The organism is Polaribacter sp. SA4-10, from assembly GCF_002163835.1.
GTDB lineage: Bacteria > Bacteroidota > Bacteroidia > Flavobacteriales > Flavobacteriaceae > Polaribacter.
This window is the reverse complement of the sequence record NZ_CP019331.1, coordinates 496,773-516,923: the sequence shown is the minus strand read 5'-3', so window position 1 is coordinate 516,923 and position 20,151 is coordinate 496,773. Positions and strand designations below refer to the sequence as shown.

19 protein-coding genes are annotated in these 20,151 nt (G+C 29.1%); 9 read left to right on the top strand and 10 right to left on the bottom strand.

What is annotated here, in order from left to right:
• The first annotated feature begins 209 nt into the window (after positions 1-209).
• Both BTO04_RS02320 and BTO04_RS02315 read left to right on the top strand, forming a co-directional pair.
• The gene (locus BTO04_RS02320; RefSeq protein WP_087562962.1) at positions 210-740 is read left to right on the top strand and encodes a PspC domain-containing protein; all 531 of its coding nucleotides are present in this window, start codon (positions 210-212) and stop codon (positions 738-740) included.
• Positions 741-1,075: 335 nt separating this feature from the next.
• The gene (locus tag BTO04_RS02315) at positions 1,076-2,263 is read left to right on the top strand and encodes a nitrate/nitrite transporter (RefSeq protein ID WP_087562961.1); all 1,188 of its coding nucleotides are present in this window, start codon (positions 1,076-1,078) and stop codon (positions 2,261-2,263) included.
• 53 nt (positions 2,264-2,316) lie between these two features.
• Here the strand turns inward: BTO04_RS02315 and BTO04_RS02310 are convergent, their stop codons facing one another.
• From BTO04_RS02310 to ytxJ, 8 genes are all read right to left on the bottom strand, one after another.
• Positions 2,317-2,604: a hypothetical protein gene (locus BTO04_RS02310; RefSeq protein WP_087562960.1), complete on the bottom strand. Its 288-nt coding sequence runs from the start codon at positions 2,602-2,604 to the stop codon at positions 2,317-2,319.
• A 112-nt stretch (positions 2,605-2,716) separates the two neighbouring features.
• On the bottom strand, positions 2,717-3,685 hold the full coding sequence (locus BTO04_RS02305; RefSeq protein WP_087562959.1) for a deoxyhypusine synthase family protein: 969 nt from the start codon (positions 3,683-3,685) through the stop codon (positions 2,717-2,719).
• 9 nt (positions 3,686-3,694) lie between these two features.
• Positions 3,695-5,227 carry a carbon-nitrogen hydrolase family protein gene (locus BTO04_RS02300; protein ID WP_087562958.1) on the bottom strand — a complete coding sequence of 511 codons (1,533 nt, stop codon included), beginning with the start codon at positions 5,225-5,227 and terminating at the stop codon, positions 3,695-3,697.
• Positions 5,228-5,233: 6 nt separating this feature from the next.
• Positions 5,234-6,175, bottom strand: coding sequence for an agmatinase (speB, locus tag BTO04_RS02295; protein WP_087562957.1), 942 nt, complete (start codon positions 6,173-6,175; stop codon positions 5,234-5,236).
• Between the two features lie 16 nt (positions 6,176-6,191).
• Positions 6,192-7,640 carry an arginine decarboxylase gene (locus BTO04_RS02290; RefSeq protein WP_087562956.1) on the bottom strand — a complete coding sequence of 483 codons (1,449 nt, stop codon included), beginning with the start codon at positions 7,638-7,640 and terminating at the stop codon, positions 6,192-6,194.
• A gap of 523 nt (positions 7,641-8,163) precedes the next feature.
• Positions 8,164-8,973, bottom strand: coding sequence for a sugar phosphate nucleotidyltransferase (locus BTO04_RS02285; protein WP_087562955.1), 810 nt, complete (start codon positions 8,971-8,973; stop codon positions 8,164-8,166).
• 296 nt (positions 8,974-9,269) lie between these two features.
• Positions 9,270-10,820 (bottom strand): DEAD/DEAH box helicase, encoded by a 1,551-nt coding sequence (locus BTO04_RS02280; RefSeq protein ID WP_087562954.1) that lies wholly within the window; start codon positions 10,818-10,820, stop codon positions 9,270-9,272.
• Positions 10,821-10,874: 54 nt separating this feature from the next.
• On the bottom strand, positions 10,875-11,279 hold the full coding sequence (gene ytxJ / locus BTO04_RS02275; protein WP_087562953.1) for a bacillithiol system redox-active protein YtxJ: 405 nt from the start codon (positions 11,277-11,279) through the stop codon (positions 10,875-10,877).
• A 158-nt stretch (positions 11,280-11,437) separates the two neighbouring features.
• Here ytxJ and clpB point away from each other — a divergent pair, with 158 nt between their 5' ends.
• Together clpB and BTO04_RS02265 are read left to right on the top strand one after the other, a co-directional pair.
• Positions 11,438-14,047 carry an ATP-dependent chaperone ClpB gene (gene clpB, locus BTO04_RS02270; RefSeq protein WP_087562952.1) on the top strand — a complete coding sequence of 870 codons (2,610 nt, stop codon included), beginning with the start codon at positions 11,438-11,440 and terminating at the stop codon, positions 14,045-14,047.
• 125 nt (positions 14,048-14,172) lie between these two features.
• Complete coding sequence (locus BTO04_RS02265; RefSeq protein WP_087562951.1) at positions 14,173-14,673, top strand: histidine phosphatase family protein; 501 nt, start codon at positions 14,173-14,175, stop codon at positions 14,671-14,673.
• Between the two features lie 137 nt (positions 14,674-14,810).
• On the opposite strand, the gene BTO04_RS02260 is transcribed toward BTO04_RS02265, so the two are convergent.
• Complete coding sequence (locus BTO04_RS02260) at positions 14,811-15,539, bottom strand: DUF6503 family protein (protein WP_087562950.1); 729 nt, start codon at positions 15,537-15,539, stop codon at positions 14,811-14,813.
• Positions 15,540-15,642: 103 nt separating this feature from the next.
• Here BTO04_RS02260 and smpB point away from each other — a divergent pair, with 103 nt between their 5' ends.
• The 5 genes from smpB to BTO04_RS02235 are packed head-to-tail and all read left to right on the top strand — an operon-like array spanning position 15,643 to position 19,269.
• A complete protein-coding gene (gene smpB, locus BTO04_RS02255; RefSeq protein ID WP_087562949.1) occupies positions 15,643-16,107 on the top strand; it encodes an SsrA-binding protein SmpB in 465 nt (154 codons plus the stop codon).
• Between the two features lie 41 nt (positions 16,108-16,148).
• Positions 16,149-17,027 carry a geranylgeranylglycerol-phosphate geranylgeranyltransferase gene (locus BTO04_RS02250; protein ID WP_157662408.1) on the top strand — a complete coding sequence of 293 codons (879 nt, stop codon included), beginning with the start codon at positions 16,149-16,151 and terminating at the stop codon, positions 17,025-17,027.
• Positions 17,028-17,606, top strand: a complete 579-nt coding sequence (locus BTO04_RS02245) for a Maf family nucleotide pyrophosphatase (RefSeq protein ID WP_087562947.1) — start codon at positions 17,028-17,030, stop codon at positions 17,604-17,606.
• Positions 17,607-17,651: 45 nt separating this feature from the next.
• A complete protein-coding gene (locus BTO04_RS02240) occupies positions 17,652-18,611 on the top strand; it encodes a transketolase family protein (RefSeq protein WP_087562946.1) in 960 nt (319 codons plus the stop codon).
• 46 nt (positions 18,612-18,657) lie between these two features.
• The gene (locus BTO04_RS02235) at positions 18,658-19,269 is read left to right on the top strand and encodes a porin family protein (protein WP_087562945.1); all 612 of its coding nucleotides are present in this window, start codon (positions 18,658-18,660) and stop codon (positions 19,267-19,269) included.
• 75 nt (positions 19,270-19,344) lie between these two features.
• On the opposite strand, the gene BTO04_RS02230 is transcribed toward BTO04_RS02235, so the two are convergent.
• A complete protein-coding gene (locus BTO04_RS02230; RefSeq protein ID WP_087562944.1) occupies positions 19,345-20,148 on the bottom strand; it encodes an FKBP-type peptidyl-prolyl cis-trans isomerase in 804 nt (267 codons plus the stop codon).
• Positions 20,149-20,151: the final 3 nt, after the last annotated feature.

Below are 20,151 nucleotides of genomic sequence, written 5' to 3'. Positions count from 1 at the left end.
TTTCAGTAAAATTAAAATAATATATAAAAAGCTTCACAAAACTGTGAAGCTTTTTTAGTTAATAAAGAGTTGCTTATGCGCTATATTTTATTTCTAAAAAAAAAGCTAACTTGGCTAACGCCGATTATAAGTTACTTGTGCTGAGATTCATTCCTTATTAAAATGAAGCATAATTGTCTTAATTTGTACTTAATAAAACAAAACCTTAAATGAATAACCAAAACAAAGATGATATTGAATTAATATCGAACAATAAATCTGATTTAGATTTAAAACAAAAAAAATACAATTCAAATAAAAAGTTTTATAGAAGTACCAATAAAAAAGTCTTTGGTGGTGTTTGCTCAGGTTTAGCAGATAATTTTGATGTTTCAGTATTATTAGTACGTATTCTTTGGTTAATTTTATCCTTATTTTTCGTCATCGGATTTATCATTTATAGTATCCTCTGGATTACAATTCCAAATAAAAAAAAATTAGAATCTGATTTAGATACAGCTAATATCGATTCTAATCAAGATAAATCCAAGGCTACTATTGGAGTTGTTAAAAATATATTTTCGCTTTTAGGCTTAATTATAGCAGGATGTTTACTTGGATTATGGGGAGGATGGGAATATGGACAAACTTTACAATCTAAAGGCTCTATTATTACTTTAATGATCGCGATATCTAGCTCTGTTGTTGGTGGCATTATTGGTGCTATTGTTGGGACAATAATTGTAAGTAAAAATAATTAACTAAGTTTAAAATATATGCTTCCAAACATTGAATAATCGATTTTATACGTCTGAAAAACCGTTGCTTTTGCAACCGCAAAAATCTTATAAAAACTGGTTGTCTACATGTTGAAAAATTAAAAAGAATTAACTTCAATAGATACTCGTAGTTTTAATTAAAATGGACGTCATATAAGTGTTAACATTGGGTACAATTCATTCAAGTAAGAAAACTGATTAATTTCTATTGCGAACAATAATGTAAGAAAAAATAAAATGGGTGAGTTTTATTAAATTTTAACCTGATGAATATAAATACTAAATTTGACATCAATCAGCATTGAATAAAACTATAAATGAAAAAGTATACGTTGATACTACCTGTAATTGTAATCTCTCAGTTTTGTTGTACATCACTTTGGTTTGCTGGTAATGGTGTAATGAATGATCTTGTATTAAATTTTGACCTAAACAGTAATTCTTTAGGACACTTAACTTCAGCAGTACAATTTGGATTTATTTTAGGGACTCTAATCTTCGCTATTTTGACAATTGCTGACAGATTTTCTCCATCAAAAGTATTTTTAATCAGTGCGATACTCGGCTCGTTGTTTAATGTTGGCATAATATGGGAAGGCAACAGTTTTGCCAGTATACTTTCACTACGTTTTTTTACCGGTTTTTTTCTTGCTGGTATTTACCCGGTTGGAATGAAAATAGCTGCAGATTATTATGAAAAAGGTCTTGGTAAATCACTTGGCTTTTTAGTTGGTGCATTGGTGGTTGGTACTGCATTTCCACATTTATTAAAGGAAATAACAAATACATTTCCATGGAAATATGTACTGATTACAACTTCATCCCTAGCCGTTTTTGGTGGCTTATTAATGGTAATTATGGTTCCTGATGGTCCCTTCAGAAAACCTAGTAAACGCACAGATCTATCCGCATTTTTTAGCGTATTTAAAAATTACAATTTTCGTGCTGCCGCTTTCGGTTATTTTGGTCATATGTGGGAGTTGTATGCATTTTGGGTATTTGTACCTATCATGCTAAAAGCATATAGTATTCAACATCCTCAAGTAGAATTTAATATTCCATTATTATCATTTATTATTATCGGTATCGGAGGATTTTCTTGCGTTCTTGGTGGCTATCTTGCACAAATAGTAGGTGCCAAAAGAATAGCTTTCTTAGCGCTACTCTTATCCTGTGGTTGTTGTCTCATTTCTCCATTGATCTTTGCTATTGAATTTGAAAATTTATTTATTGGTTTTCTTATTTTTTGGGGATTCGTTGTTATTATGGACTCACCTCTTTTCTCAACCCTAATCGCTCAAAATGCATCTGCAGAAATAAAAGGGACTGCACTTACAATTGTGAATAGCATTGGTTTTTTAATAACGATAATCAGTATTCAATTAATTAATGGAATAAAAGAATTGACAGATTCAAATAGTATTTATGTGATTTTGGCTTTAGGTCCTATTTTTGGCTTAATAGCGTTGCGGAAAGAAATTAAAATAACCGTTGGAAAAGCTTAAAAAAAATCTCTTTTCAGTTAAGAAAAGAGATTTTTTTATTTTAGAAAAGGCGTTTATTTATCATTATCCTCAGCTTCTAAATCATTAACATCAAAATCAGCATTGTCATCAAAAGAAGCTTCATCTTCTGCATAATCTTCCATAACTTGTTCTAACTTAAAACTAATTTTAACTAAATACACCGTATCTTCAGTTTTAACTTCTACCGCTTTTATAGTTTCTCCTTTGGCATTTTTAAAGGAAATAATATCGCTATAATCATATCCATCAGGATATTTATCTACCAACATATCTAATATATCAGTTGTCAATTTTGCGTACTCTACGATTACTCTTTTCATTTTTTGTGTTTTTATTAAATGTCATTTCAAAAGAGTGAAAAATCAACAAAGAGCACTCTTTTTTAGATCCTCAATCGTTAAAAAAAACTCATTTCGGAATGACATTCATCATTTACATTTCTAATAAATAAGCAAATAGTAATGGAGCAACAATCGTTGCATCACTTTCTATAATAAACTTAGGGGTATCTATATCTAACTTACCCCAAGTAATTTTTTCATTTGGTACTGCTCCAGAATAGGAACCATAACTGGTTGTAGAGTCAGAAATCTGACAGAAATAACTCCAAAAAGGTGTTTCTGGTCTTTCCATATCTTGGTATAACATTGGTACTACACAGATAGGGAAATCTCCTGCAATCCCACCTCCTATTTGGAAAAAGCCAATTCCGTTTTCTGAATTATCTGTATACCAGTCTGCTAAAAAAGTCATGTATTCAATTCCAGATTTTACAGTACTTGCTTTCAATTCGCCTTTTAAAACATAAGAAGCAAAAATGTTACCCATTGTAGAATCTTCCCAACCTGGAACAACCATTGGTAGGTTTTTTTCTGCAGCAGCATACATCCAAGAATCTTTTAAATCAATTTCATAATACTCTTCTAAAACGCCAGAAAGTAATAATTTGTACATGTATTCATGCGGTAAAAAACGCTCGTTATTCGCTTCTGCATCTTTCCATATTTTTACAATATGTTTTTGCAAACGTCTAAATGCTTCTTCTTCTGGTATGCACGTATCTGTAACTCTATTTAAGCCTTTTTCTAATAAATCCCATTCGTCTTGAGGCGTTAAATCTCTATAATTAGGAACACGTTTGTAGTGAGAATGTGCCACTAAATTCATAACATCTTCTTCTAAATTTGCACCTGTACAAGAAATAATATGCACTTTATCTTGACGAATCATTTCAGCAAAAATTTTCCCTAATTCAGCAGTACTCATAGCACCTGCTAGAGAAACTAACATTTTAGATCCTTTATTTAATTGTACTTCATATCCTTTTGCTGCATCTACTAAACTAGCGGCATTAAAGTGAAGGAAATATTTTTCTATAAAATTGGTAATTGGTTTGTTCATTTTTAACACTTATTTTTTAATCTTTTTTAATTCAAAAAGATCTATTCTTCTATCTTTTAAGTTACGTACACTTCCAAATTGATTTAAATCTTTTAGTAAGTCTAAATCTACATCAGCAATTAAAATCATTTCTGTATTTGTAGTTGCTTCTGCTTTTATACCATTTGCAGGAAATGAAAAATCACACGGTGTAAACACTATAGATTGTGCAAACTGAATGTCCATATTATTTACTTTTGGTAAATTACCTACACTTCCAGCAATGGCAACATAACATTCATTTTCTATAGCTCTTGCTTGTGCACAATGTCTAACTCTAGAGTATCCGTTTTGTGTATCCGTTAAAAACGGGATAAACAAAATATCCATTCCTTCTTCTGCCAAGATTCTACTTAATTCAGGAAACTCTGAATCATAACAAATTAAAACGCCAATTTTACCACAATCAGTATCAAAAGTTTTTAACTCATTTCCTCCTTGCATTCCCCAAACTTTTGCTTCATCTGGCGTTACATGCAGTTTTTCATATCTGTCTGTAGTTCCGTCTCGTCTGCATAAATAACCAACATTGTATAACAAACCCTCTTTTAATTCTGGCATGCTACCCGTTATAATATTAATGTTATAGGTAATTGCCAACTCAGAAAATTTCTGAACAATTATAGCGGTATATTTTGCCAATTCTCTAATTGCCTCAGATTCTGGAAGATGATTATTATCTGCCATTAAAGGCGCATTAAAAAACTCTGGAAACAAGGCAAAATCAGATCTATAAGCAGAAACTGCATCCACAAAATATTCTGCTTGCTGCATTAATTCTTCTAAATCTTTGTACAAACGCATTTGCCATTGTATTAAACCTAGACGAACAACTTTTTTCTTTATAACTGCTTTTACTGTTTCTTTCTTATAATAAACGTTGTCCCATTCCAATAAAACGGCAAAGTCATTAGAATCTGCATCTCCTTCTATATAGCCTTTCATCACTTTTGATGGATGAAAATCATTAGAGATTTGAAAATTTAATACAGGGTCCTGAATTTCTTTACGCTTTACCTTTTCTATATATTCTTTAGGTGAAATTAAATCTGAATGTTTGTGATAATTAGGAATTCTACCTCCAAAGGCAATTCCTCTTAAATTCAATTTTTCACATAATTCTTTTCTATAATCATACAACCTCCGTCCTAAACGTAAACCTCTAAATTCAGGTTTTATAAAAACATCTATTCCATATAAAACATCACCAACACTGCTGTGTGTGCTAAAGGTATAATCTCCTGTAATCTCTTTATAAGTATGATGGTCATCAAACTTATCATAATCAACTATTAAAGACAAAGCACATCCTGCGAGTTGGTTATTAATTTTTATAACAACTTGTCCTTCAGGAAATTTATTGATTAATGCTTCTATTTGAGATTCTTCCCAATATGTATTTTGCATATTAGAATACACCTCAATCATTGCTTGTTTTAACTCTTGATAATCATGAATTGTTAAATACTGTAATTCTATATTTTCTATGTTTTCTATTTTCATCAGTAATTAATAATCTTCATTATTATCATCTTTAAATTTTGATAATTTACTAAATGCAGTATTAGACTCCTCATAATCTTCTTTATCCTCCATTTTTGAAGAAAATTTATAACTTAACATTTTGTAATATAATTTTGCTGCTAAAAAATCTGAAGATTTTTCTTCTGGATTAGGGCAAAGCTCAACCATATCAAAACCTACAACATTACGTTCTGTAAATACTTTTTTTAAGAACTCTAATGTTTCATAATATAATAAGCCTCCTGGTTCTGGAGTTCCTGTGCTTGGCATAATTGATGGATCTAAGGCATCTAAATCAAACGTAATAAAAACATTTCCAGTAAGTTGATCTAAAACATCATCCATCCAATCTTCGTTTACAGCCATATCTTGTGCAAAAAATACTTTATCAGGATTCATAACTCTTTTCTCAGAAATATCCATACTTCTAATACCAACTTGTACTAAATTAGTATTCAGATTCGCTTCATACACTGCACAAGCATGATTGCAAGAAGAACCTTCATACTCTTTTCTTAAATCTGCATGCGCATCTATATGTAACACAGATATATTATTAAAACATTCATTAAAAGCTCTAATAGTACCTATAGAAACTGAATGTTCCCCACCAAAAACGGTAACAAACTTACTTCTATTAATGTATTTTTTAGTTTCTTTATGAACAGCTTCTACCATGGCTTCTGGCGAAGAATTTTCTGTAATTGCATCTGCTAAATACACACCTTCTTTATACACTTCAGAGTCTGTTTCTATATCATAAAGCTCCATATTTTCTGAAGCCTCTAAAAAAGCTTGTGGCCCTTTATCCGCACCTTTTTTCCAAGTACTTGTTCCGTCATAAGGAACAGGTATTAATACTATTTTTGATGTTGGTAGGTTTCCATATTCTTGTGAAATTCCTGCGTATGTTTTATTTGTTGTCATTTTATTTTTTGATGTGCTATAACACTTCTTGTTTTGTTAATTCTACTGTATTTGTTTCTTCTTTTACCGCTTCTCCATACCCTAAAATGGAAAGTAATTCGCTGCTTTTTTGTTGCTCTTTAAATATTTTAGTAGTGATATTACCGTTTTCATCTTTGTCTATTAAAAGATGTTTTGGATGTGGAATTAAACAATGTTGTAATCCTCCAAAACCTCCAATAGATTCTTGATAAGCACCTGTGTTAAAAAAACCAATATATAATGGTTTTTCTTTTTCATAAATAGGTAAATAAATTGCATTTATATGTTGTTCTGAATTGTAATAATCATCGCTATCACAAGTTAAACCGCCTAATAAAACACGTTCATATTTATGATTCCATTTATTAATTGGCAACATAATAAAACGTTTATTTATTGCCCAAGAATCTGGTAATGTTGTTATAAATGAAGAGTTTATCATGTTCCAACGCTCTCTATCGTTTTGTTTTTTCTGATATAAAACTTCATAAATTGCGCCAGCAGATTCACCAACAGTAAAGCTTCCAAATTCTGTAAATATATTTGGTACATCTACACCAGCTTCTTTACAAGCTTCATTGATTTGATTTATAATTTCATCAATCATATATTGATAATCATACTCAAATGCTAATGAATTTTTAATAGGAAATCCCCCTCCAATATTTAAGCTGTCTAATGTTGGACAAGCCTTTTTTAGGTTGATATATACAGTAATACATTTTGATAATTCGTTCCAATAATAGGCATTGTCTTTTATACCTGTATTAATAAAAAAGTGTAACATTTTTAGATCAACTTGTTTATTATCAGCAATTTCACGTTCATAAAAAGAGACAATATTTTTATATCCAATTCCTAATCTAGAAGTGTAAAACTCAAATTTAGGCTCTTCTTCAGAAGCGATTCTGATACCAGCATTAAATTTTTTATCCGTTTCATTCATCAACAGATTTAACTCTTCATAATTATCAATAATTGGAATACAATTTTGATGTCCAGAATTAATTAGTTCCCCAATATTTTTAATGTATTGATCGCGTTTGAAACCGTTACAAATTATAAAAGTATTCTCTTTTATTTTGCCTTCTTTTTTTAGGTTTTTAACAATATCTAAATCAAAAGCAGAAGATGTTTCTATATGAATATCGTTCTTTAAAGCTTCATGTAAAACATGTTTAAAATGAGAGCTTTTGGTACAATAACTATAAAAATAATCACCTTTATAATTGTGTTTTTCGATACTATTTTTAAACCAACCTTTTGCTTTGTTTATGTTTTCAGATATTTTTGGTAAATAGGTAAATTTTAATGGAGAACCATATTGTTCTATTAATTCCATTAAGTTTATACCATGCCAAAAAAGTTTATTATTTTCTGTTCTAAATTCTTCTTGAGGAAAATCGAACGTTTGTTCTACTAAATCTCTGTATTTTGTGTTCACTTTTATTTTTAAATTAACTGTATGATAAATCTGTCCAAACTAAAACAATATCAATGTTTTAGGATAGAAATTATAACTCTAGAAAAGAGTTTTTATCACTGTAATATTTGTAAGTAAACAACATGCAACTTTGAGAAAAGATGCAATTCTTGAAGAATTGAAAATGGAGATACCTTAATTTTTTCGTTGCATTTCCAAAATGCCATGTAACTATCATTCTCCGATTGAGAGTTACTTCCGAAATAAGAAAAACGTAACATTTGACTTAAATAAGTTAGTCAAATGTAAATTATTTTTTAATATAAAAAACAAAAGCAAAAAAAAAAGTGAAAATATTTTCACTTTTAGTTTTTCCGTTAAAATACTACTCTTTTGATAGGTAACTAGACATTTTTTTGGAGTCTAAATCAAATTTCACTCATGAAAAAGGATTTAATTTCTTCCTGTAAGCGTCTTTTAACCAAGCAACAAAGTTGTATTAATGTCTATCAAATTACCAATATCTTAATTTTTTAGCACTTTATTATACAATTGCATAAGTAGATGGTATTGTTGTAACTTCTTCATGAAATTCTTTTTCAGGAAATAACTTCATCGCTTCAATTAAATCTTGTAAAGTATCTATTTCATACCATGCTTTATGATCAAAAGAAACAGCTTCTAACAAAAGAAGATCTTCCTCTACTAATTCAGAAAAAACAGTTTCATAATATCCATTTACTTTTTCTTGCTTAATATGTGCATCTAATCTTTCTGTAATAAGGTTCCAGGAAGCTAGAGAAAAACTATATATATTAACCGTTTTGTATTTGATATTCTCTTTACAAAACGTTGTGTCTTTTTTAAAACCTATAACTTTTTTATCATTATTAATAATTACAGTAGTTCCGTTCATCCAGTCTTTTATTTCTGCAACTGCCATTCTATCTGGGTACATCATTTCTATTAAAAGAGAAACATCAAAAACAAGATCACTTTCTATAAGAATAAATGGTTCTTTCATTATTTCTCTCGCCATCCAAAGAGAATAAATATTATTTGTTGTTTTATAAAGCTTACTATGAACATATTCTACAGAAATACCTTTGCAGGAATCTCCAAGAAAATCTCTTATAGAACTACTTAAATGACCTGTAACTATAACTAATTTTTTGATTCCTTGTAATACTAAGTTTTCAAGAAGTCTATCTAATATTGAAACTTCATTTACAAGTGTTAAACATTTAGGAGAATCATTTGTAAGTGGTAAAAGCCTACTACCTGTTCCTGCTGCTAATAATAAAGCTGTAGTAATACGATTTTCACGCTGTAGATTGTCTCTATTAATCTTCATATTTACATAAAATAAAATACTAAATAATTTTAATAAACTATTTAGCGTTAGGGGTTTAATTTTTTGTTTTGGAGAATCTGAGTCAATTATAAATATAAAATCTGCTTTTAAAATTCATCAAAAAAAAGAGCGTATATAATTGATTTTTTAAGTGTGTAAAGATACTTTATATTACTAATTATAATAGCTAAGATGAACTATATTTTGAATAGGAATTAACTATCTTTTTTATAAAAACAGTAAATTAATCTCATAAAAAAAGCTCAAGTTTAAAAACTTGAGCTTTTTTATATAATTTATTCTTCTATTGGTGGATGACCATGAATTTTCTCAAAGTCTTCATCAAAATTAGATCTTAAATAAGCATTTAATTTTTTACGATAATCATCTTTTAACCACGTAACAAAGTTGTGTGTACTTTTAGAAATACATTTAGCGTATCTATTAATTCTATCATCAATTTCCTCCCCTATTTTTTTTGCTAAAATTAAAGCGTCAAAAACATCTTCACTGTTTTCAATACACATTTTTGCATGGTGAACTATCGATTTTTCTAGTACTTTTTTTGATGATTCTCCTGCTCTTATAGTATCTATGTAGACATTTTTCATGTCAAAATAAGTGTCTTTAGATTTTGCAAATTCCTTTTTAACTTCCGCAGGTAATTCATATCTAAAAGTACTTTCTATATCTTCATCAGAAAGAATGGTATCTAAATAATAATCTGGTGATTTAAACATTTTCTGCCAGTCTAAATCTGCGCCCCAAGCTCCAAATCTATGAAAATTGTTTCCTAAATCAATTACATCAAAAGTAGACTTATTATTTAAAACCCTAGAACCACGACCAATCATTTGGTAGTATAATGTTAAAGATTTTGTTGCTCTATTTAAAATAATAGCTTCAATTGTTGGCTCATCAAAACCAGTTGTTAAAATACTTACAGAAGATATAATTGCATTTGGTGTTTTCTTAAACCATTTTAAAATAAAATCGCGCTCTTTTCTTGTATTTGTATTGTCTAAATGAGCAATAGGATATCCTGCCTTTTTAAACGCATGGTACACTTGTATAGAAGTGTTAATACCGTTATTAAAAATTAATGTTTTTTTACCTTTTGCTGTTTCTTCATATGCACTTACCAATTTTGTAAGCATGTCTGAATTTGTATATAAATCTTCAGAAGATTTAACTGTATAATCTCCATTTGCTCCAACCTCTAATGAAGTTAAACCAACATTACAAGAATATAAGTTAGCACTTGCTAAATACTCATTATCTATTAAATGCTGAATAGTTTCACCTACAAATAATTCTTGATAGTTCTCATACATAGGTAATTTTATGTTAGAACTTAAAGGTGTTGCAGTTACTCCTAAAATAAAAGCTTCATCAAAAAACTTAAATATTTTTGTAAATGAATTATAGTGCGCCTCATCTACAATTACCAAACCAATATCAGAAATATCTAATTTCTCATCATTTAACCTGTTTTTTAAGGTTTCAACCATGGCAACAAAACAACTATAACTGTCTTGATCATCTAATTGAGCAGTACTATTTATTATCTTGTTTTTAACCTGAAATTCATCAAGCATTTTAGATGTTTGCTTGCTTAACTCAATTCTATGCGTTAATACTAAAACCTTCTTTTGGTAGGTTTTTAAATAACGTCTAACAATTTCTGAGAAAATAACAGTTTTTCCACCTCCAGTTGGTAATTGATATAATAAGTGATAATTTGGAGCTGCATCTTCAAATCTTCTAAAGATTTCTTGAAGTGCATCTTTTTGATATCCGTATAATTCTTTACCTGATGTAATTTCTGAAGTGTTAATATCTGTCAAAGGAATATAAATTTGAGCTGCAAAAATAAGACTTAAAATAGGTTTATCACAAGTTTAAATCATATAACTTGTTAAATTAACCTGAGAAATATCATAATGTGATGCATTAAACACAGAAACTTCATTTTTAATTACTAATAATTGGGGAGATTGATGCATTACTTGAAAAGTAGCCCCTACTTCATCAGAAATATCTCTATAATTTAATAAATCTAAATAATAGACTTTTAAATTTTGATGCTCTTCTGTAAAAAGTGCTTCAAATCTTTTTATAACCATACTACTAATTGTACAACGTGTAGAATGTTTAAATATTAAAACTGATTCCGTTTTAGATGCTCTTTTAATTTCTTCTAATTGTGCTAAGGAAGTAAGAGGAATCCAATTTAAATATGACTTTTTTTCCTCTTTTGAAGATTGTTCTCCTTTTCCTCCAAAAATATTCTTTAATATACCCATGCTTTGTTTTTTGTTGTTTGTCGGTGCAAATATAGGAAACTTTCATCAGCCAAAAAGTCAGTATAAGTAAGGTTTCACAAGACAATCTGACTTGTTTTTATTCAAAATTGTACATGGTATTAAAATTGATTTAAACATACCAAAAAAAAAGATAGAAAATGAACTTTAATAATTACACAACAAAATCGCAAGAGACCATACAAATGGCGCAACAAATTGCGCAAGGTTTTGGTCATAATCAAATAGAAAATGAGCATATATTTAAAGCATTAACACAAGTTGATGAAAATGTATTGCCTTTTTTATTGAAAAAACTGAACATCAATTTAAATATTGTAGAGCAAATTTTAGATAAACAATTGGAAAGTTTACCTAAAGTTTCTGGTGCCGAATTACTACTTTCTAGAGAGGCAAGTAAAACCTTAACAGAAGCAGCCGTTATTGCTAAAAAAATGAAGGATGATTATGTTTCAATCGAACATTTAATTTTAGCCATTTTTAAATCGAAAAGTAATATCTCACAGGTTTTAAAAGATCAAGGAGTTACAGAAAAAGATTTAAAAGCTTCTATTGAAGAATTAAGAAAAGGGGAAAGAGTAACTTCTCAAAGTGCCGAAGAAACCTACAATTCTTTAAACAAATTTGCGAAAAATTTAAATAAATTAGCAGAAGATGGAAAGTTAGATCCTGTAATTGGTAGAGATGAAGAAATTAGAAGATTATTGCAAATTTTATCTCGTAGAACAAAGAACAATCCGCTTTTAGTTGGTGAACCAGGAACTGGTAAAACAGCTATTGCAGAAGGTTTGGCACACAGAATTGTTGATGGAGATGTGCCCGAAAACCTCAAAAACAAATTAATTTTCTCTTTGGATATGGGAGCGTTAATTGCAGGTGCAAAATATAAAGGTGAATTTGAAGAACGTTTGAAAGCGGTTATTAAAGAAGTAACAGATTCTGAAGGAGATATTGTACTTTTTATTGATGAAATTCACACTTTAGTTGGTGCTGGAGGTGGACAAGGTGCAATGGATGCAGCAAATATTTTAAAACCTGCTTTGGCGCGTGGAGAGTTGCGTGCAATTGGTGCCACTACGTTGGATGAATATCAAAAATATTTTGAAAAAGACAAAGCTTTAGAACGTCGTTTTCAAAAGGTTGTAGTGAATGAACCAGATACAGAAAGTGCAATTTCTATTTTAAGAGGAATTAAAGAAAAGTACGAAACACACCATAAAGTTCGTATTAAAGATGAAGCAATAATTGGTGCTGTAGAATTATCGCAACGTTATATTACCAATCGTTTTTTACCAGATAAAGCAATTGATTTAATGGATGAAGCCATGGCTAAACTACGTATGGAAATCAACTCTAAACCAGAAGAATTAGATGTTTTGGATAGAAAAGTGATGCAGTTAGAAATTGAAATTGAAGCAATTAAACGAGAAAAAGACGAAACGAAGCTAAAATCTTTACGATCTGATTTAGCAAATCTAAAAGAAGAACGTAATGAAATGAATGCAAAATGGAAATCTGAAAAAGAAGTTGTAGATAATATTCAGAATGCAAAGTCAGCCATCGAAGATTTTAAAATGGAAGCTGAAAGAGCAGAACGTGAAGGTGATTATGGTAAAGTTGCAGAAATCCGTTACGGAAAAATTCAAAAAGCACAAGAAGATTTAGACTTATTGCAAAAAGAATTGGAGGAAAATCAGTCTGAAAACCCTTTAATCAAAGAAGAAGTAACCTATGATGATATTGCCGAAGTTGTAGCTAAATGGACAGGAATTCCGGTTACAAAAATGATTCAATCTGAGCGTGAAAAATTATTAAAATTAGAAGATCAATTACATAAAAGAGTTGTTGGACAAGAAGAAGCAATTGTTGCTGTTTCAGATGCAGTTAGACGTTCTAGAGCTGGGTTACAAAACCCTAATAAACCAATTGGCTCTTTCCTTTTCTTAGGAACAACTGGGGTTGGAAAAACAGAACTTGCAAAAGCATTGGCAGAGTATTTATTTGATGATGAAAACGCAATGACACGTATAGATATGAGTGAATATCAAGAGCGTCATTCTGTAAGTAGATTGGTTGGTGCGCCTCCAGGATATGTTGGTTATGATGAAGGTGGGCAGTTAACAGAAGCTGTTAGAAGAAGACCTTATTCCGTAGTACTTTTAGATGAAATTGAAAAAGCGCATCCAGATACTTTTAATGTGTTGTTACAGGTTTTAGATGAAGGAAGATTAACAGATAATAAAGGACGTGTTGCCGATTTTAAAAACACAATTATTATCATGACTTCAAACATGGGAAGTCAAATAATTCAAGAGAAATTTGAGAACTTAAAAGGTGATATTGAAACTACAATGGAACTGGCTAAAGTTGAAGTTTTAGGATTGTTAAAACAATCTGTAAGACCTGAGTTTCTAAATAGAATTGATGATATTATTATGTTTGCTCCATTATCTAAAGAAAACATTCAGGAAATTGTAAAATTACAATTAAAGGGTGTCAAAAAAATGGTAGCTGAACAAAACATAACATTAAACGCTACAGATGAAGCAATTGCTTATTTAGCAATAAAAGGGTATCAACCAGAATTTGGAGCAAGACCTGTAAAAAGAGTGATTCAGAAAGATGTTTTAAATCAGCTTTCTAAAGAAATTTTATCAGGAAAAATAACAACAGATAGTAGTATACTTTTAGATGCTTTTGATGATAAATTGGTTTTTAGAAATCAATCTGAAATGGTAGAAAGTAATTAATAATTAACGTCATTGCGAGGTACGAAGCAATCTCTTATTTAATAAACAGATTGCTTCTTGCCTCGCAATGACATTTTTAATCACTTTTTCTTTTTTAACTATATTCGTGCTTTAAATCTTTTATTATGAAAAAATTTCTATTCCTTTTTGTATTCGTTTTTAGTCTATTCAGTTCTTGTATTTCAGATGAAACCACAACGTATTATTTAATTCGTCATGCAGAAAAAGAGAGAACAGACGAAAAAGATAGAAATCCTAATTTGAATGAAAAAGGCTTGGAAAGAGCAAAAAAATGGGCCGTATATTTTAAAGATATTGAATTAGATGCTGTGTATTCTACAAATTATAATAGAACTCAACAAACTGCAAAACGAACTGCAGAAAGTAAAAATCTAAAAATTAAAAGTTACGACCCTAGAAATATGTATGATTCCATTTTTAAAAATGATACAAAAGGAAAAACTGTTTTAGTTGTTGGTCATAGCAATACAACTCCTGTTTTTGCAAATAAAATTCTGGATAATAATGAATACCCAAATATGGATGATCATGACAATTATAGTCTTTATATAATTACTTTAAAAGGTGATAAAAAAACAAGTATTGTAAAGAAAATAAATAGGTAATTATTTTCTTATATAAAACGAGATCGGTAAACAAATTTAGCCCTTATTGAAACCATTGTTTGCCCTCTTTTTTATTTTTTTTTAATAAAAAAACGAGTGTGTAACCCAGGAAATGGCTTCTAAAAATTAAATTATTTTTACTCTATAATGATAACTTCTATATCCTTTAAAACAATTTCAGATACTTTCTTAAGTTGATTATTTTCAAAAGCTTTGTCTGCATCAATTAATTTAGTTGAAGCTGATAATGGCTTGTAATTATGATAATCTACAAAACGAATTCCGTTTTTTACACATTGTTCTTTTAAGACTCTAAAACGTTTTCCACCACCATTTGTGTGATAAGAATACGCTAAATAATCAACTAAAAAATCCTCTTTTCCAACCCAATAAATAAAAACATCTTCAAAGTCTTCTCCTCCTCCATTTTCAGAAAAGGTAACTTCAATTTTATAATACTCTTTTCCTTTTATGGTTGATGATGGTAATAATTTTTTAATAACAGCTTCATCATTTAAACCAAAAGGCAAAACAGAAAAATAATGTACAGAATTTACTGAATTTGAAAAGCTAGAAATCTCTTTTTCTGATAAGTTTTGTTCTTTTAAATTAACAAATCTCCTAAAACCATCGTTTGTTAAACCATCAATTACAGAATCAAATTCTCTAATCAATTTATAGGCTCCGTTTTCACGGTATGCAAAATATTCTTTATCTCTAAATTTGAATGTAATTTCAGAATTAGCTACTTTGTCTGCACCAGAATACAAAATACTTTTATCTATAATTTGTTGGGCTGTTAATTTAGCTTCAGAAGGTTTGCATGAAAGAAAAAATAGTAGTGAAAAGAGTAAAATATGTCGCATCTTGTTTTGTTTATTTTGTTTGGTTAACTCGATGTAAAATTACACTTCTTTATCTTAATCAAAAATGTATCTTTGTTAAAATTATTTAAATTAAAACCAGTCTATGACTGTTCAGAAAAAAATAAACATAAAGAATAAAAAGGCACGTTTCGAATTTGAAATTCTAGACAAATTTGTTGCTGGAATTCAATTAACTGGAACAGAAATAAAATCTATAAGACTAAGTCAAGCTAGAATTACAGAAAGTTTTTGTGAGTTTAATGATCGTGGAGAATTATTTATAGTAAATATGTACATTCAAGAGTATATGTTTGGCCATCATTTTAATCACAAGCCAAAAAGTGAACGTAGATTATTGATGAATAAACGCGAACTACGTAGCTTAAAAAAAGATGTTGAAGCAAAAGGAAATACGATTGTTCCTTTACGATTGTTTATAAATGATAACGGTTTTGCAAAATTAGAAATTGCATTAGCAAAAGGTAAACAGACTCATGATAAACGTGAAGTTATAAAAGACCGAGATAATAAACGTGATTTAGCCAGAATAAAAAAGGACTTTAACTAATGCTTTCTTTTTTAAAACTGATTCGTTACAAAAACCTCTTAATGGTTTTCTTAACAATGGTTTTAACTAAATATGCGTTGATTCACTCAATTACAACAAATAGTTATCTATCTAACTTTGAGTTTCTTATATTAGTTTTATCAGTTATTTCAATTACTGCTGGAGGTTATATTGTTAATGATATTTTTGATATTGAAACAGATAAAATAAACAAACCTGCTAACGTTTTTATTGATGCAACTTTATCTAAAAAAAATGCTTGGATATGTTACTTTTTACTCACTTTTTTAGGAATAATTTTAGGGATTTATAGTTCATTCTTAAATGAAAATTTATTTTTTTCATTCATTTTTATAGGGAGTATACTTGGTTTATTCTTTTATTCAAAATATTTTAAAAAGCAACTCCTTTTTGGAAACCTTTTAGTTTCAGTTTTTGTTGGGCTATCAATTTTTATTCTGATATTGTTTGAATTTGATACACAAACTAACAGTTCTACAGCTAATGTTAAGAATGCTTTTAAACTCTTGTTTCCTTTTTTGTTTGTATCCGGATATTCTTTTTTCGCATTTCTAACAACTCTTGTAAGAGAAATTATAAAAGACATAGAAGATATTAAAGGCGATTTAAAAATAAAAGCAAGAACATTGCCTATAGTTATTGGTAGAAAAAGAGCTTCTAAAGTCGCTTTTTTCTTTTCAAGTATTTTACTCGTTTTCCTTTTAATTGTTTTACAATTTCTAAAAAATGAGCTTCTATTCTTATCTTATGGAATTGTCTTTATCTTATTACCACTGCTCTATTTCATGTATGAATTATGGTTTTCAGAAACTAAAAAAGAGTATTCAAAACTTAGTCATATTCTAAAAATTATAATGCTATTAGGTATTTTATCAATGCTATTATTCAAAATTAATTAAATGTTAAGAGAAAAATTAAAAAACTACAACGTAATTTTAGCTTCAAAATCACCAAGAAGACAACAATTTTTTAAAGAATTAGATTTAGATTTTTCTATTCAATTAAAAGAAGTAGAAGAAATTTATCCAAAAGAATTAAAAGGTACAGAAATCACAGACTTTTTAGCTGATTTAAAGTCGCAACCTTTTTTAAGTTTACAAGATACTGATTTGTTAATTACTTCAGATACTATTGTTTGGTTAAATAATAAAGCGCTAGGAAAACCCAAAGATGAGCAAGAAGCTTTTTTAATGTTAAGAGAATTATCGGGAAAAAAGCACGAAGTAATTACATCCATAAGTATTAAAAGTAAAAGTTTTCAAAAGATCATTAATGATACTACAGCTGTCTATTTTAAAGAATTATCTGATGAAGAAATAAATTATTACATTAAAAATTACCATCCTTTAGATAAAGCTGGAGCCTATGGAATTCAAGAATGGATAGGTTTTATAGCAATAAATAAAATGGAAGGAAGTTACTTTAATGTTGCTGGGTTACCTGTTCATAAACTCTATAAAGAATTGATGAATTTATAAATAAAAGTTTATTTTTACACAAATTTTACAACACAACAAATTATAATGAAAAAATACACGTACACAGAAAAAAAAGATACTCGTTCTGGTTTTGGAGACGGATTAACTGAATTAGGAAGAACAAACCCAAATGTAGTTGCTTTATGTGCCGATTTAATTGGTTCTTTAAAAATGAACCAATTTATTAAAGAACATCCAGAAAGATTTTTCCAAATTGGAATTGCAGAAGCAAACATGATGGGAATTGCTGCAGGATTAACAATTGGAGGTAAAATTCCTTTTACGGGTACATTTGCAAACTTTTCTACAGGTAGAGTGTATGACCAAATTCGCCAATCAATTGCTTATTCTGGTAAAAATGTTAAAATTTGTGCTTCTCATGCAGGTTTAACTTTAGGAGAAGATGGAGCTACACACCAAATTTTAGAAGATATTGGTTTAATGAAAATGTTACCAGGTATGACTGTAATAAACACATGTGATTACAACCAAACAAAAGCTGCTACAATTGCAATTGCAGATTTTGATGGACCTGTTTATTTACGTTTTGGAAGACCCGTAGTTCCTGTTTTTATGCCTGATTACAAAGAAGAAAAATTTGAAATTGGAAAAGGAATTCAATTAACTGAAGGAACTGATGTAACTATTGTTGCAACAGGACATTTAGTTTGGGAAGCTTTACAAGCAGCAGAAAAATTAGAAGAACAAGGAATTTCTGCTGAAGTAATAAATATTCATACAATTAAACCTTTAGATGAAGAAATTATCTTGAAATCTGTTGCAAAAACGGGTTGTATTGTTACTGCAGAAGAGCATAATATTTTAGGTGGTTTAGGAGAAAGTGTTGCAAGATGTTTAGCTACTAATACCCCAACTCCTCAAGAGTTTATAGGAACCAATGATACTTTTGGAGAATCTGGAACACCTGCTCAATTAATGGAAAAATATGGTTTAACTGCAGATGCAGTTGTTGTTGCTGTTAAAAAAGTGATTGCAAGAAAGTAATAAAGTTTTATTATTTTAAATCGATATTAAATTAAAAACATAAATAATGAAAAAAGTATTTTTAATGATGTGTTTGGCTATTGGATTTAGCCAAATATCAAATGCTCAGGCGGCTTTTGGTGTAAAAGGTGGTATTAATTATAACTCAAATTCTATTGAAAACGTAAGTGAAGATGTTTTTGATGGAGCTGAAAGTAAAACGGGTTATCATGCTGGTATTTGGTTACGTTTTAAAATTCCTGTAATTGGTTTTTATATAAGACCTGAATTAGTATATACTAATTTAGAAAATGAATTAACTTATGATAATGGAACTTCTAATGCAAAAACAACTACATATAGTTTTCAGAAAATTGATATTCCTGTATTATTAGGAAAAAAGATTTTTGGAGTTGGTAACATTTATGCAGGTCCTTCTTTTCAATACATTCTTGATTCTGATTTTAGTATTAATGATATTTCTGATGTTAAAAGTGATGGTTTTACTGTTGGACTACAATTTGGTGGAGGAATAGAATTAGGGAAATTAGGAATTGATGTTCGTTGGGAAAGAGCTTTCTCTGGGATAGAATCTACTTTCTTACGTGAAACAGGAACTAATGTTAGTTTTGATACAAGAGTAAATCAAGTCATTCTAGGTTTATCTTATAAGTTATAATTAATACTATTTATTTCATAAAAAAGGCTCTTCAAATATTTGAAGAGCCTTTTTTATGATTAAAATTTATTGTTATTATATATTCGGATTTAAATAATCTGGGATAGTTGGATTGTCTAAATCACTAAAATCATTTGAAGGGTCTCCATCGCCATCAGCATCTTCCATTATAGAAGGTATGCCATCATTATCATGATCAGTATCAGCAACAAAATCTAACAAGTCTATATAAAAAATTATATTTTGATTAATCAAAGGATTAGAAAAATTATTGGGATTACTTGAAGGATAAGCTAATCCTGAAGGTATAAATAAAATACCTTTACCTACATTTAAATATGTTATTGGTCCATTAAAAACATCTCCATTTGGTTCTTTTTTTAAACTACCACCTTTAAGTTTTGTATAGCCATAACTCCATCCTTTAATTACATTGTTTAATGTAAGCCAAATACCACTTGTATTAAAATCAAAAGCAGTATCTAAAGATTTAGTAGTTAAAATTTGTTGTCCATAATATTTTACAAATACAGAATCTACAATAGAAGGGTTTCCTTTATCTGGGTTAGGTGATGGATCTCCCATTTCAGCAACATATACAAACAATTCATAATCTATATCATTTTCAGAAACATTCATAGTTACTAATTTATCATCATCAAAAAGAGATGTTTTTCCAGAAACTAATAGCACAATAGAGTCTTTACTTTCATCAAAATAATGATTCTTTAGAAAATTAGTTAAAGTATCATTATCAATTAATGCTTGCGCTTCATAATCAAAATCAGCATAAGGATTAACTATTCCATTACTATTACCACATGAGTAAAGAACAATACTTAATACAATTAGTCCTATAATATTTTTTATTTTATTCATTTA

What these genes read in the sequence shown, in the direction of transcription:
- BTO04_RS02320 (WP_087562962.1), top strand. Translation starts at nt 210, where the DNA reads ATGAATAACCAAAACAAAGATGATATTGAATTAATATCGAACAATAAA.
- BTO04_RS02315 (WP_087562961.1), top strand. Translation starts at nt 1,076, where the DNA reads ATGAAAAAGTATACGTTGATACTACCTGTAATTGTAATCTCTCAGTTT.
- BTO04_RS02310 (WP_087562960.1), bottom strand. Translation starts at nt 2,604, where the DNA reads ATGAAAAGAGTAATCGTAGAGTACGCAAAATTGACAACTGATATATTA.
- BTO04_RS02305 (WP_087562959.1), bottom strand. Translation starts at nt 3,685, where the DNA reads ATGAACAAACCAATTACCAATTTTATAGAAAAATATTTCCTTCACTTT.
- BTO04_RS02300 (WP_087562958.1), bottom strand. Translation starts at nt 5,227, where the DNA reads ATGAAAATAGAAAACATAGAAAATATAGAATTACAGTATTTAACAATT.
- speB (WP_087562957.1), bottom strand. Translation starts at nt 6,175, where the DNA reads ATGACAACAAATAAAACATACGCAGGAATTTCACAAGAATATGGAAAC.
- BTO04_RS02285 (WP_087562955.1), bottom strand. Translation starts at nt 8,973, where the DNA reads ATGAAGATTAATAGAGACAATCTACAGCGTGAAAATCGTATTACTACA.
- ytxJ (WP_087562953.1), bottom strand. Translation starts at nt 11,279, where the DNA reads ATGGGTATATTAAAGAATATTTTTGGAGGAAAAGGAGAACAATCTTCA.
- clpB (WP_087562952.1), top strand. Translation starts at nt 11,438, where the DNA reads ATGAACTTTAATAATTACACAACAAAATCGCAAGAGACCATACAAATG.
- BTO04_RS02265 (WP_087562951.1), top strand. Translation starts at nt 14,173, where the DNA reads ATGAAAAAATTTCTATTCCTTTTTGTATTCGTTTTTAGTCTATTCAGT.
- BTO04_RS02260 (WP_087562950.1), bottom strand. Translation starts at nt 15,539, where the DNA reads ATGCGACATATTTTACTCTTTTCACTACTATTTTTTCTTTCATGCAAA.
- smpB (WP_087562949.1), top strand. Translation starts at nt 15,643, where the DNA reads ATGACTGTTCAGAAAAAAATAAACATAAAGAATAAAAAGGCACGTTTC.
- BTO04_RS02250 (WP_157662408.1), top strand. Translation starts at nt 16,149, where the DNA reads ATGGTTTTCTTAACAATGGTTTTAACTAAATATGCGTTGATTCACTCA.
- BTO04_RS02245 (WP_087562947.1), top strand. Translation starts at nt 17,028, where the DNA reads ATGTTAAGAGAAAAATTAAAAAACTACAACGTAATTTTAGCTTCAAAA.
- BTO04_RS02240 (WP_087562946.1), top strand. Translation starts at nt 17,652, where the DNA reads ATGAAAAAATACACGTACACAGAAAAAAAAGATACTCGTTCTGGTTTT.
- BTO04_RS02235 (WP_087562945.1), top strand. Translation starts at nt 18,658, where the DNA reads ATGAAAAAAGTATTTTTAATGATGTGTTTGGCTATTGGATTTAGCCAA.
- BTO04_RS02230 (WP_087562944.1), bottom strand. Translation starts at nt 20,148, where the DNA reads ATGAATAAAATAAAAAATATTATAGGACTAATTGTATTAAGTATTGTT.